Annotated in this window: 10 protein-coding genes and 1 tRNA gene; 3 read left to right on the forward strand and 8 right to left on the reverse strand. The window is 55.7% G+C overall.

Annotation, left to right across the window (positions count from 1 at the left end; translation table 11 throughout):
* Positions 1 to 38: 38 nt before the first annotated feature.
* The 5 genes from CA51_RS18285 to gspG are packed head-to-tail and all read right to left on the reverse strand — an operon-like array spanning position 39 to position 4,426.
* Positions 39 to 1,790, reverse strand: coding sequence for a type II secretion system minor pseudopilin (locus tag CA51_RS18285; RefSeq protein ID WP_145122657.1), 1,752 nt, complete (start codon positions 1,788 to 1,790; stop codon positions 39 to 41).
* Positions 1,791 to 1,793: 3 nt separating this feature from the next.
* Positions 1,794 to 2,822: a hypothetical protein gene (locus tag CA51_RS18290; RefSeq protein ID WP_145122658.1), complete on the reverse strand. Its 1,029-nt coding sequence runs from the start codon at positions 2,820 to 2,822 to the stop codon at positions 1,794 to 1,796.
* Positions 2,819 to 3,346, reverse strand: coding sequence for a type II secretion system protein (locus tag CA51_RS18295; protein ID WP_145122659.1), 528 nt, complete (start codon positions 3,344 to 3,346; stop codon positions 2,819 to 2,821). The genes CA51_RS18290 and CA51_RS18295 overlap by 4 nt, the downstream gene beginning before the upstream one ends.
* On the reverse strand, positions 3,336 to 3,989 hold the full coding sequence (locus CA51_RS18300) for a prepilin-type N-terminal cleavage/methylation domain-containing protein (RefSeq protein WP_145122660.1): 654 nt from the start codon (positions 3,987 to 3,989) through the stop codon (positions 3,336 to 3,338). Before CA51_RS18300 ends, CA51_RS18295 begins: the two co-directional genes overlap by 11 nt.
* Before the next feature lie 17 nt (positions 3,990 to 4,006).
* Positions 4,007 to 4,426 (reverse strand): type II secretion system major pseudopilin GspG, encoded by a 420-nt coding sequence (gspG, locus tag CA51_RS18305; RefSeq protein ID WP_145122661.1) that lies wholly within the window; start codon positions 4,424 to 4,426, stop codon positions 4,007 to 4,009.
* Positions 4,427 to 4,764: 338 nt separating this feature from the next.
* On the opposite strand from gspG, the gene CA51_RS18310 reads away from it, so the two are divergent.
* Positions 4,765 to 4,837 (forward strand) — tRNA-Ala (locus tag CA51_RS18310).
* Between the two features lie 370 nt (positions 4,838 to 5,207).
* Here the strand turns inward: CA51_RS18310 and CA51_RS18315 are convergent.
* Genes CA51_RS18315 through CA51_RS18325 form a run of 3 tightly spaced genes read right to left on the reverse strand, consistent with a single transcriptional unit; the run spans position 5,208 to position 9,762 of the window.
* The gene (locus CA51_RS18315) at positions 5,208 to 6,800 is read right to left on the reverse strand and encodes a LamG-like jellyroll fold domain-containing protein (RefSeq protein ID WP_145122662.1); all 1,593 of its coding nucleotides are present in this window, start codon (positions 6,798 to 6,800) and stop codon (positions 5,208 to 5,210) included.
* Entirely contained in the window at positions 6,797 to 7,333 is a 537-nt protein-coding gene (locus CA51_RS18320) for a sigma-70 family RNA polymerase sigma factor (RefSeq protein WP_197451288.1), read from the reverse strand. The genes CA51_RS18315 and CA51_RS18320 overlap by 4 nt, the downstream gene beginning before the upstream one ends.
* Positions 7,333 to 9,762, reverse strand: coding sequence for a sialidase family protein (locus CA51_RS18325; protein WP_145122664.1), 2,430 nt, complete (start codon positions 9,760 to 9,762; stop codon positions 7,333 to 7,335). Before CA51_RS18325 ends, CA51_RS18320 begins: the two co-directional genes overlap by 1 nt.
* A 358-nt stretch (positions 9,763 to 10,120) precedes the next feature.
* Between CA51_RS18325 and CA51_RS18330 the strand changes: the two genes are divergently transcribed.
* Positions 10,121 to 12,442, forward strand: coding sequence for a DUF1592 domain-containing protein (locus CA51_RS18330; RefSeq protein WP_197451289.1), 2,322 nt, complete (start codon positions 10,121 to 10,123; stop codon positions 12,440 to 12,442).
* Positions 12,442 to 13,698, forward strand: a complete 1,257-nt coding sequence (locus CA51_RS18335; RefSeq protein WP_145122666.1) for a DUF1552 domain-containing protein — start codon at positions 12,442 to 12,444, stop codon at positions 13,696 to 13,698. Before CA51_RS18330 ends, CA51_RS18335 begins: the two co-directional genes overlap by 1 nt.
* The last annotated feature ends 58 nt before the right edge of the window (positions 13,699 to 13,756 follow it).

Consider the following 13,756-nt stretch of genomic DNA (forward strand, 5'->3'; position numbering starts at 1 on the left):
TTCTTTGCCGTATGCTTCCGCGGAATTCTCTCGCTGCACTACTCTGCGATGCTTAATGTTTGCATCCCGTCCTCGCCTCGCACGCCCAACGTGCCGACGTCAAACCCGCGTCCCAAGTGACTCAGGCTTCGCCAATAAACGATATCGGGATTGATCGTCGTCGCGTCGATCACGACTTCCACCCGAGCCGATTGATTGGCTCCTTCGAAATAGCCGACAACTTGAGCCCGAAAGACATCGCCCCCGGCGGTGACCAACGGCAGCAGTTGTCGCATCTGTTCCAACGTCAGGATCCCTTCGACCAACGGCCAGGTCTCGAAGCGTCGGTTCTCGCTCTCGGACTGTTCGCCGCGAGCTTCGACCAACGCCAGCGCCGTCTCTTCCTCCAAGATGGGCAGACCGTAGATCAGTTCCGCCGGACACTCATTCAGATTAATCCGTCCCGGCATCGAATCGTAGTCTTTCGATGTCAACAAGCCCATTAAATAAGGCATGTAAGTCGCCATCGATAACGGTTCGTTGGCAAACGGCGACTGGTAGACCGTTTGGTCGTTCCCCTCGCCGACGACCACGGTCGCTCCGACCAAGTCCAACAGTTGCGAGACCTCGACTTTCCCTTCGGAAAGATCCAGAGTGCTCAAGACCGACGAAGACCACGCTTGCCCACCGCTCGCCTGCGACACCGCCTCGGCAGCATCCGAATCGCCACCTGTTGACGCCGTAGCACCCGATTGTCCGGCGACGCGGTAGGCGACGATAAAACTGGCCCAATCCTCGTTGCCCAACACGTCGGTCAGATCGGCTTGCAATTGTTCCAGATCTTCGGCGTTGACATCCACGCGGTCCGCTCCATCGGCGGTCTTGTTCCCTTCGCGGCTGTAGACCGTCAGAAATGCGGACCAGCCGAGCGAGGCCGTCGATTGATCGCCCGTCGTAATGTAGGTCTGTTCGATCGGATCGATGATGCCGTTGCGATTAGTGTCGGCGCCAAACAACAGTTCCGGCGTCACGCCGCGAACCAACAACAACTCCTCCACGCTATCTAACGGACCGTTCTTGGGACCGTACGGCGTCGGCAGGGCGTTGTAATAATCGTATTCTGCGCCGAAGTCGCGCTGCTCGTCGTCTTCATCCAACCAATCCAAGATCGAATCGGCAACGTCTTCGGTCATGTTGGGCAGCGACATCAGCAGTTCGCGAGCGATGTTGTCGCTGACCACCGCCTGATCGGTATCCGCCAACCCCAGATCGGCCGCCGCCTGCAACGCTTCGTCGCCGACGGTATAGTTCTCTTCGATCACCGTTAACACGTTTAGATTCAGCCGCGCCGATTCGTTCTGCAATCCATATCGGATTCCCGAAAACTCTCCCATCGCGTCGATCGACGGCGCGATCACCGTGACGTTGCCGCGACGCTGCGGATCGAGATCGGGGACGACGTTGATCGCCTGGAACATCGCCGGATTGTTGTCGACGCCTCCCATCTCCTCGCGGCCGGTCGGCGATTGAGCGAGCATCAACCGCGCCAACTCCGTCCCCGATTCAACGAGCATGTCGGCTTGCGTTTTGCGCCCGCTCAAGATCGTCGATTCGTCGTACGCCAACATCAAGTCGGTAAACGAATAAGCAGCCATCGTGCTCACCGCGATCACAACAAGTGCGATCAGCAGAAAGATCCCGCGACGGGCGCGACGAGGAACGCGTTGTTTTGTCGTCGTTGTTTCATCGCTAACCGCCACCAACGCGGGCTCGCGGTCGACAGGGCATCGCACGTTATTAGCTTGTGCCATCGGTTAGAGCCCCGCTGCGGAAAGGTCGGTCGCGGTCGCTTCCTCTTCGGACACCAGCTGTGCCATCGGCAGGCGGACCATCAAATCATAGACGTCTCCGGTTGCCGCATCGCCGGCGGTCGCGAGTCCTGCATTCATCGGATCCTCCACTGAACCGGGCGGCTTGCCGAGAGTCAGCCGAATCTGAACGGCGATCGGCAGTCCTTGCGATTCGTCGGAATTCCATTCGTAGATCCACTGCGTGCCATCAAAATAGGCGAACTCGATCTGCAGCACCTCGGGCGCCAACACGTCGCCGGTCTGATTCAACCGCATCACATCGCCCGATTCGGACGCGTAAGTTGTCAGTTCGCGGGAGAGCGCTCGTCGCACCAGACCGCTGCTCGATTGCAGGTTCGTTGCACCGCCGCTGCTCAACTGTCCGATGCTGTCGCCAACGCCCGACAGATTCGCTTGCTGGACAAAGTAGGCGACCGTCTTCACGTCGCTGGGCATGTCCTGAATTCCGACGTCGGTCGGATTGGTCAGCATCGGCAGATACTCTTCCATCCGCGGCAGCCGACTGACGTCGAACTGGATCTGATACTGATTGCCGATCAGACCGGGGCGAACCGTCGAAGCCAACGAATCGGAGATCGCTGTCGCTTCCATTTCTTCCCCCTCCTCCACGGTCACCGCATCGGATTCGGAACTCGACGACGAACCACTCGAACCGCCCGCGGCAGCTCCCGTCGCCGACGACGCCAGGACTTCGGCGAGCGCCCCGGCATCAAACTCTTGCGGATAGATACAGGCCTGCAGATCCTCGGCGATCATTCGCAGGATCGCTCGCGCCAGTTGAGTTCGGCGGGCTTCGGAATCGCGGTCGTTCAACTGTGCCGCGTAAAACTGCATCGCAAACCCGATCATCCCCATCAACACGACGCTCAAGCCCAACGCGACGACAACTTCAAACAGCGTGAAGCCGCGGCGAGTCGCTTCGCGGCGGCAAGCCCCTGTCGTGGATCGGTGGTGGAAGTTTCCGCGGATCATGCTCCAGCTCCCTCGCTTGTCGCCATCGCATCTGCTTCCGCCGCCAACGCCGCCGCTTCGTCCTCTAGCCCTTGCAGGTCCATCGCCGGATCGATGATCCATCGCGTTAACGTGAACTCGACAGGAACCACCGATGCATCCTGCGACACCGACTGAACTTTGACTTGAACGGCAACCATCCCCGACATCGGGGCCGGTTCGGTCAGCACCGAATACTCCCATTGCCGCAGCGTGTCATTCGATTCCAACGATACGTTGGAGATCGGTTGCGGTCCGGCAGTGTTCAACATGACTTCGGCCATCTTCGATTCGCACATGATCTGAGCGCGAGCCAGGTCGCGAGCTTCGATCGCAGCTTTTGCTCCGTTGGAAACGATGTTCCCCAACATCGCCATCGCGACGCCAAAAATCGCCAACGCCAGGATGATCTCAAACAGCGAGAACCCCGTGCGAAGGAACGCTTTCCGGGGCGTCGCCGATCGATCGATTTGAGTTTTGCGTGACCGGAAGGGATTAGCTTTCATCGCTCGTCACCTCCGAAACCATCGCTTCGCCAGTGAGTCCGCGCAACTGGACTTTGACGACGCTGCCATCTTCGGATTTCACTCGCAGCACGGCCGTGCTGGTCGTCCCATCGGCGTACAGCAGAATCGGTTGGGACCATCCCGCTTCGGCAGCCATCGCGGCTTGTTGCAGAATGAACATGCTGCGCTGCGACGATTCGACTTGTTCGTCGGCAAAGACGATGTTCTCGGGCAGTTCCAAGATATCCGCAGCCGTTGGTTCGGGCGGCGTGTAGCTGGCGACGGCGGCTTGAGTTCCCGCGGTTCCGGGCAACGTCTGACCCGACATGTCGGCAGCTTCGGTCATGTCGCTGGCATCGTTCCACGGCTGGACGCTGTACCGGCTGGTGCCGATCTCGCAGCGGAACATGTGCGTCCGTCCGGTTCGCATCGCTTTGAGCCGCGACTGGGCCAAGACGATGCGAATTTCATCGCCGGCCCGTTTGATCCGCCCATCGGCCATCAGCACGCTGATCGCCGGAACGGCCATCGCCGACAGCGCGGCGATCAGAACCAAGACCAACAGCAGTTCCAACAGCGTGAACCCTCGGCGATCTGCCTGCGGGCAGCGACGAAATCGTGTTGGAATCGAGGTTGGCTGCATGATGTTGTCCGTCAGACCTAAACGGTACCGCTGGTCACAACGACATCATCTTCGGATCCTTCCTGACCATCGGCGCCGGCGCTACGCAATTCAAAGCCGGTGCCGCTGGGAGCGTATTTGTAGTCATTCCCCCAAGGATCCGCGGGGATATCTTCGTCGAAGTACGGCCCCTTCCAGCGGGTGGGGTCGGCGATGTCGTTTGGCTTCTCGCGAAGGCCTTCCAAGCTGCTCGGCAGGGTGCCGACTTGCAACTGATACAACTTGATACCGCTCTTAATATTGTTCAGCTGGGTCCGAGCGGTGTCATCTTGGGCCCCCTTTTGGATGCCGACGAAATTCACTGTCACAATTCCACCGATGATCACCAGGATGATCAAAACCAGCAGAACTTCCAACAACGTAAACGCCGCGCGACGGCGCGATCGCTGCTTACGCATTCTTCATACTCCCTTGGACAAAACGGATCGAATCGCGTGGATTCATTCAGATTCAAGCGATTTGTTGCATCGCCCGACGCGTTGCACAATTTTTGACATTGTATTCAACCCTGGCGGGCAAACATAGTTCCGGCGAATTTCCCGACGGGTGCAACCGTCAGAAACAGTCGCCTAGAAATCGAGGCACGGAACTTGCGGAAGATCTGGAAAAACCAGCATTCACCGGGATTTTTCGCGATCGCCCAGCAAATCGCAGTCCCAGTGACGCTTGACGCCCGATCGATTCCGTGTTAATTTTCGCCAACCAAACGAGGCCCACGCGCCTCGAACCCAAATCCGGGGGATTAGCTCAGTTGGGAGAGCGCCTGCATGGCATGCAGGAGGTCATCGGTTCAAGTCCGTTATCCTCCACTTAAAACGATAGAAGCCGCTGATCAAATGCGATCGGCGGCTTTTTTCGTGCGATTTCCGGTGCAATCGCTGGTCCTTAAAAAGTTCAATCAGTTCGTGCAATTTGGGGCATGAACTAGTAAGTGGTTTTCAACCAACGACTTGCGGGGTTTCACTGTCCACTATCCTCGCCTCGTGAATAGCTTGGTTCGAGTACGCCTCGGGGAGCTATGAAAAACCGAATCACGATCCGAACCATAAACCCTCGATCGCAAGTCCTTTTGTGATCGAGGGTTTCGTCGTTCACGGGATCTGCATTGGCTGTGTGGTTCGAGTGCTCTGTCGGGGGGCCGTTGGCCGGTTATCCGAACCGGATTTCCGATGCCTTCAGTTAGCGAAGGCCCGCTGTGTAAAGCGACTGGATTTCCTTGGCTGTCAGCGCTTTGCTGAAGAGGGTTAGTTCGTCGATTTGGCCGTTGAAGTTTCGGATTTTCTGAGGACTGTATTCCATGGGAGTTCCCCAGTTCCCGATTTCCGTCTCGCCGAATCGGAGTTTGAAGTTGTCTGTGGTAATAGGCGACGCGCCGACATTCTCGCCGTTGATATAATGGGTGACTTGAGCGGACTTGCTGTCGTAGACCGTGGCCAAATGTGTCCAACGACCGAGATGCTTAATGTTTAACACGGGCTCGGAATCATAGGCGACGTGGCCGCTGGGAGTCTGGATTCCAAGCAATAGGCGGCCGTCGTCTCGCAATTGCCAGTGCGGTTCACCCACGTCGTAACCGTTGGTCAGCATCAGGGCGATGAAAGGTCGGTCAATTCCATCGATGCGCACCCAGGCAGACCAGGTCAGTGAGTCGAACTCGCCGGGGATTTGAAGCCGTACACGATCCCCCGGATGTTTGAATTCCAAGGCGTCTTTTCCAGACCATCGGCCCTCGGTCCACCGACATCCAACGATCGCTCCGTTGGATTGGTCATTGTTGGTTGATCGATTCCGCAGCAATCGACTGGAGGAGGCATCCTTCTCGAACGTATAAAGAAGCACGGCTTGTGGGTTGGCGGCCAGTGATTGCTGCTCCATTTTCCATTGCTCCAGCCGTGCCGTATTTCGCGTTGATGTTAATTGCAGCAACTGCGATGACGAGACAAATTCGACGGGTTTCGTACTGGACGGTGCAATCTTTCCGGCTGCGGAAACCGATGCACTTTCGCTTTCGTTGAATTCTTGACGCGTCTCCGCGGACCGATCCGTCCCGGACTCGTAAAGCTCCACTTTGCCATCGAACACATGCACCGATGCGCTACCGTCACCAGAGACATCCATCCCAAACTCGGTGCCAAGATCCACCAGTTCGACATTTGGGGAGACCACCACGAAACCTTCTGCTTGGGGAGGAACATGTGCTCGCAGGCGACCGCGATGACAGATCATGCGATCCGCATTCACGAACTCCAGCACTGCTGGGCCTTCAACGACCACAACCGCACCACGATAGAACTCCAGTTGGATAAGGCCGGACTGCAACTCGACCTTCCCCGGTGAAACGCTCGAACCAACATGCAGTCGAGTCTCGCCTGCCCATTGGGGGTCGTAGCTTTGTGTGACGACCGCAACACCTTCGTCGAACAGCTCAGCGAGCGATTCGTTCGGGACGCGTTGAGGTCTCGCCCACAGCAATGCGAAAAGAATCGTAGCGGAAGTTGCCAGCAAGATTGTCGCTTTTACTCGAAAGCGGCGTGTGCCAGCCGCAGTATCGCTCGTCGACTTTAGGCTTGCAGTCTTAGGCTCATGGGCCTGAACACCGTCGCTGAGCATAGCCGATAGGTGCATCGACTCAGCGAAGCGTCGACGCGCGCCGGGCTGGGCCTTCAGAATGTTCTGTAAATCGACCGATTGTTCGTCGGAGAGGCTGTCATCGCGCATTGCCGTGACAAGCTCGTCCAACCGTGTTTCCCAGATTTCTGATGACTGATTCATAAAACGCCCTCGCGTACTTTTTCGTTGATGCAATCCAACAGCAACGACTGAATCCGATTTAATCGCTTGTAGATCGCCACTCGACTGCGTCCCAGTTGCTCGGCGATCGACGCAACGCTTTGCCCCATCTCGAATCGCGACGCGAGCAGTTCTCGCCCCGACGCGTCGATCTTTTCGAGGCATTCGTTGAGCGCAACTCGCCGGGCTTCATGCTGGCAACTCACCGCGACCGCTTCGTCGGCCAGCAACGCAAACTGCTGGTCATCCAGTGGCAAGGGAACCTTCTTTTGCTTTCGGCGCCAGTTAAGAATCGTCAATCGAGAAACAGCCATCGCCCATGCGGCAAAGTCGGTTCCGATTTCGAATGTGTCGAATTTCTGCCACAGCACCGCGCTCACGTCCTGTTGAATGTCTTCGGCCGCGGTGCGGTCGTGGACCAGCGTCAGGATGAACCCGTAGATGCGGCGGTGATTGGCCACCAGCAGCGCCGAAAACCGCTGAACCTTTTCGTCGTTGTCGCTGGATTGTGTCACTAGTTCTCCACTGTCGCCGCGTTGAACGATATTGCAGTATCGGATGAGGCCGTGTGCTTCCGGCCCGTGGCGACGATACGCAAACGGTGGAAGTCAGGTTTCAGGTCACTCTTCGCAAACCCCGTTACGTCGAACCGATCCTGTGCGCTGTACAGATCGAACTCACCCATTGGTTTGCCGTCGAGCTCAATCCCTACAATGCCAAGGTCGTCGGACGTCACGCATTTGTACTCGATCGCGGTGCCGTAAAAACTAATCTCAACAGCAGATCCTTGCGGCATGCGAAACTTATAGTACGAAGCCAAATACGCCCGTGGATCCTTCACTTTCTGGACCGAACCTGGAATTGTCCGAAATATTTCCGAGCCGACTTCCTCGTCGTACATATTGTACCGTTTCATTTCCACAGGAACGTTGAATGTCAGTGGCACCTCATGGCCGGTGGGATCACGCAGGACCAACTGGGGTTCCTTTGGAAGGTACTCGGTTCGGTTCAGGATATTCTTCCACGTGGCACCGTCATCGGTTGAACGAAAGACGCCGTCGATTGCGGGAGCGAACAGCGTCTTGTCGTCTGTGTAGTTCGATGAAAACGTTGGCCCGCTGAAAAGGAGCTTTCCCTTCAGGCCAAGATTGCTCCATGACTTGCCAGCATCTTGCGATCGGAAAACGCCTTCGCCAAACGTGTTGACGTACAATGTCTGATCGTTCGCAAAGTCAGGCGAAAACGTCAAGTTGCCGATGTACTTACCGTCGAGATTCAGGTCGGCCGGTCGGAACGTCGCACCAAAATCGCTCGTGACGCGCAGACTGCCGCTTTTGTCCATCAGATACAGCAGGCCATCATTCTCGTAGTTGGGCGAGACAATGATCTTCTCCGCCCCGCGTCCGGGAGTCAAGTTTTTCCAGGACGGGCCTTCGTCGGCAGAAACAAACGCACCACGTGCTGTCGCGGCGAACACCTTTTTCTGCTGCGTCCCCTTGGGAGTGAACGAGAAACCATTGATGTAGTTTTTGTCTCCGCCGATCGACAGCAGCGTGAGTTCTTTGGTTTTGTCATTGAACTTCCACGAATGCTTCTCCGTCACTCCGAGAATCTTACGTGGCACAGAAAAGAAATAGATCAGCCCATCGTCTTTGAACTCCGGCGAGATGCCGAGCTTGCGATACAACACCGGCTTGCCAACGACCTTCGCCGTGTCGGTCTCCTTCACGTTCGCCCACGAGCGGCCTCCGTCGCTGGACCGGTACAGCCCGGTGGCGATGTCCAGCACAAAGATGGACTTGTCTTGCTCATAGTTGGGCGACAACAGCATGCCATTTGCGAAAGCAGACGTGATGCCGATGTTCGCACTATGCCAGGTATCTCCATGATCGCTGGAACGCGAAATGCCGCTATTGTACGTCGCGGTGAAAATGTCCTGCGAATCTGTGCCCGGAGCGGCGTACACGAAGTAACTCCACTTGGTGTTCCAAACGTTGATGTGTCGCCAGTACTTTCCGGAATCGGTAGTCTTGTAGAAGCCTGTTGTCTTGCCAAGAAAGATTGTCTTGTCGCTGGCGTAGCTGGGTGAGAACACGATCTTGTTGATAAGAATATTGACGTGATGAACCCATCGACTCAGCCCGTTTGATCGCGTCTCCCATTTCTGACCGCCGTCGCTGGACAGAAAAAAGTAGCCTTTGGCCGAACCGCAGGCGATCGTTTGATCTTCCCCGTAATTCGGAGAGAGTTTCACTTTGCAGAAGAAGTCGCCGTTGCGTTCGAAGGCTTCCTTCCAAGATTGCCCGCGGTCGTTGCTGAGATGAATGGAGCCACCTTTCAGCGACACAACCACGTTTTTTCCGTCCGTAGACGCATCGAAGTCTGCAATCACGCCCGAGTTGAATTGGCCAGCCAGAGTCGACCACGTGTTGGTCGCAAGATCCAGCACGTCGACTGTTCCCGCGGCGTAGTCGACCAATTCCATGCCGTTCTTCTTTTTCGGCGTGTCATAGAAAACACGATGAACGAACAGTCGATCGCCGGCAATTTGCAACTTGCCAAACGTGGTCTTGTCGAAGTCCTTTAGCGTCCTGGCGTTTGTTGCATCGCCAACTCGCTGAACCCCACTCTTCGTCAGCACATAGATCGTTCCAGTTTCCGAGTAGTCTGCGGCGCTGCAGATCGACAACACTTCTTCGTCCGCGAACAGCGATTGCTTCTTCCAGCTGCGACCTCGATCGGTTGACTTGTAGTAACCGGTCTGCGTCGCCATGAAGATCGTGCCGTCGCGATCGAAGTATGGCGAAAACGTGTGTCCGGTGACGAGAGTCCGATGCATACCCGCATGCGATTCTGAAAACGTCTCGCCATAATTCGACGAACGTAAATGAGCCGCACCGAACTGAGTTGACGAAGAAAACACCAAACCGTCGCTGGCAAACATCGGGCTAACGTCCAACGAATAGATGATGTCGTGAGGCACGTGTGCCCGGACATTGCCGACGGAAAGCAACACAATTGCTGAGCAGATTGCGATTGATCGGAGTTTTTTCATGGATCGAGTTGAGCCAATTCCTGAAGCATAAGACGAAGTTACGTATGGGAAATGTCGCAATCAGAGGTTGTGTAAACCCAGGGAACGGAGATGAGGCCAAAATGTTCACAATTCTCGCCGCCGTGGTTTACAAACGGTCCACATCTGACATTTCCAACTCATGCAGACAAAGATACGGCTTCACACTCAGAGTCACGATGCGATTGCACGACAATTCGTAGGCACTCTACTGATCGCTCTCAGCCCTGTGTCATTGGCAACAGCCGGTGACTCGCTCGAAAAGTCGGTCTCACCGCTGGTCAACTCGTCTTGCATTGCTTGCCACGATGCGGACACGGACACGCGATTGAACTTCGAGAACCTCAGCAATGACTTGACGGATCCGGCGGTCTTCCGGCAATGGGAACAAGTCTTTGATTACGTGACAACGGGAGAGATGCCTCCGAAATCTGAACCACGTCCAGATTCGGACCATTTGACGGAAGCGCTGGCGAAATTGAAAGACTCATTGAAAGCCGAAAGCCTTGCTCAGCAACAAGCGAATGGCCGAGTTCCATCGCGTCGGCTAACACGCCTTGAATACGCATACACTGTCCGCGATCTACTCGAAATCGACGAAGGTGGATTTGCGGACGACCTGGCAGAGATGTTGCCACCTGAAAGCGACAGCGGAGGCTTCGATACGGTTGGCACAACGCAACGGACATCGCCACTGCACATTGAATCGTGGTTGCGAGCCGCAGATTACGCGTTGAACACGGCGATCAATCTCGGGCCCCGTCCGGTGAGCACGCGCCGCGTCGTCGATTTCCGGAACGCTCCGTATTTGAGCACCTTCAACAAACGCTCGCTTACGAATGGCGGAAGCAATCTGAAAAAGCTGGACGATGCGGTCGCGATGTTTCTTGATCTCGACTATGTCCTGCGGTCGGACCATTGCGGCCTCACCATCGAGACAGCAGGCTACTACCGAATCACGTTTGACGCCTACGCCTACCAGGCGGATCGTCCGATGACCCTGAAGCTGGTTCAGGCAAACCCAAAAAAGGTCGGGCCAGACCTGCTTGGTGCATTCGACCTTGTACCCTACCAACCTCGGACGATCAAGGTGACCACCTTCATGCGACCCGGCGATTATCTTTATCCAACGGTTCACGTCGCGAACGGGAACACGTGGTCTGGTCTTTCTGCTGCTGGCGGCGCTGACAATTACAAGGGCGAAGGTATTGCAGTCAAGAAGATGTTTGTGGAAGGTCCATTGGTTGATCAGTGGCCTCCCGCCAGCACGGAGGTGTTGCTGTCTGAAGTAGACTCATCGCAGTCGCCGCTCAAACGTGTTACCGATGTCGTCACACGAATCGCCCCCCGAGCGTTTGGCCGCCCGTTGCATGCAAACGAGCTGGAATCGTTTGTTAATTTGGCTCGACCGGGAATTGATGAGGGACGTGAATTATCGGATGTGATCCGTTCCCCTATTCGGTCGGTACTCAGTTCTCCCCAATTCCTGTTCTTTGGCGGTGAGCCAGGCAAATTGGATGACTTTGCGTTGGCCAATCGATTGTCGTACTTCCTGTGGAAAAGCATGCCTGACGAAGAGCTTTTCCAACTCGCACAGGATGGCCAACTCTCTGACCAGCGAGTCATGGGGCAGCAAGTGGAACGAATGCTCGATGACCCGCAATCGACCCGATTCGTGCGAGACTTTGTTGGTCAGTGGCTGCGGCTCTACGACATCAACGCGACCACGCCGGACATGAAGCTCTACCCGGAATTTGATGGTCTGCTGAGCGATTCGATCTCCAAAGAAACGGAGCTGTTCTTTGCCGAACTGATTCAGGAGGACCTCAGTGCAGCCAACCTGATCGACTCCAACTTCACGTTCGCCAATCGTCGGTTGGCAGAACATTACAGGCTCCCGAGCGTTCAGGGGCAGGAAATGCGTAAAGTCAGCCTGCCACCGGGCAGTGTGCGGGGGGGCATCCTTGGGCAAGCCAGCATTCTGAAACTCACGTCCAATGGCACGTTTACCTCGCCGGTAAAACGCGGTGCATACGTCTTGACTCGTCTTCTCGGCGACGTTCCCAATCCTCCGCCGCCCAATGTCGGTTCCATCGAACCCGACACACGGGGAGCGACGACAATTCGCGAAACGCTGAGCAAACACAAGGACTTGGAAACCTGTGCACGGTGTCATCGCAAAATCGACCCGCCGGGTTTTGCGTTGGAGGGCTTTGATGCAATCGGAGGGTTTCGTACACATTACCGCGTTGCCAGCGACAAGCCATTCGCTCGTTACAAACAGGGACCGGTTGTTGACTCCAGCGGCGTGACCGCAGAGGGCGAAAACTTTCCCGGTATACGTGGATACAAACAAGTTTTGCTCAAACATACCGAGCAAGTCGCCCGGCAACTGACCGAGCAGTTGATTGTTTATGCAACAGGCGGCGAAATTCAGTTTGCCGACCACGACGAAATCTCTCGCATCGTTAATGAAACGCGAGCAAATGGATATCCGGTGCGGTCGATTATCCATCAGGTTGTTCAAAGCTCAATCATGAGGAATAAGTAATGAGCAATTTGAATCGACGGACCATGCTGAAGGCGTCTGGTATCTCGTTGGCATTGCCGCTCTTGGAGTCAATGACACAGGGGCACGCGAGTGAAGTTGCCGAACCACCATCGCGGATGGTCTTCGTCTGCACGGCACTAGGACTGCACGCACCTGCGTTGTGGCCGAAGACGGCAGGCTCCGGGTACGAGTCGACCGAATATCTCGATTTATTGCAGGATCATCGTGAGGATTTCACGTTGTTTTCAGGCTTGGCACATGAGTCTCAGTCGGGTAGGAATCCGCACAACTGTGAAATGACATGGCTGACCGCCGCGCAGGGGCCGGGACTGGACGGCTTCCGAAATTCAATCTCTGTAGACCAATTTGCAGCGAGTCAGATTGGCAACGCGACTCGCTTTCCTTCCATCACGCTCGGTAGCAGTAGTCCGCAGAGTCAATCCTACACCAGCAGCGGAGTGATGATTCCCGCCGAGACGAGTCCAGCGAACCTTTTCGCAAAGATGTTCTTGAAAGGAAACGCCTACGAAGTCGCAATGCAAAAGCGCAAGCTGAGCGAAGGCATCAGCATCCTCGACCAACTTGCGTCCCAGCGGAGTCGACTGCTTCGGTCATCCAGTTCGGCGGAGAATCGCCAAATCGAAGAATACTTTGAATCGATTCGCCAATCTGAAGTCAATCTCGCAGAGAGTAAGGCGTGGCTGGATCGACCGAAGCCGGATCCCGACGAACAACCGCCAACCGACATCGCAGATCGCGCCGACTTGGTTGGCCGAGTACAACTGCTGATGGATTTGATTCCGTTGATCATCCAAACCGATTCAACCCGAGTCATCACTGTCATGATTCAGGATCACAAGGTCGTGCCAAAACTGGATGGAGTCAGTGGCGAACATCACAACTTGTCGCACCATGGTCAGGAACCAGCGAAGATCGCACAGTTGAAGCGGATTGAGAGCGAGTTAGTGAAATGCTTTGGCAGCTTGCTGGCGAAACTGAAAAACAAAACAGAACGCGGCGGACAACTACTTGATCACACCTCGGTGTTGTTCGGGAGCAATCTTGGCAACGCAAACGCACACGACCCAAGCAATCTCCCAATTTTCCTTGCTGGCGGCGGCTTCAAACACGGGAGCTATGTCGCGACTGCAAAGCAGGACGTTAAGCCACTCAGTAATCTCTTTGTCACGATGTTGCAAAACGCAGCGGTCGAAACCGATCGCTTCGCGGCAAGCACAGGAACGCTGGATTGGTAAAAAGCGGAATTCTATCCCACCCACTGACAGCCCCTTCGACAATCAAATATGAAACCAG

This window comes from Rosistilla oblonga, from assembly GCF_007751715.1.
Classification (GTDB): domain Bacteria; phylum Planctomycetota; class Planctomycetia; order Pirellulales; family Pirellulaceae; genus Rosistilla; species Rosistilla oblonga.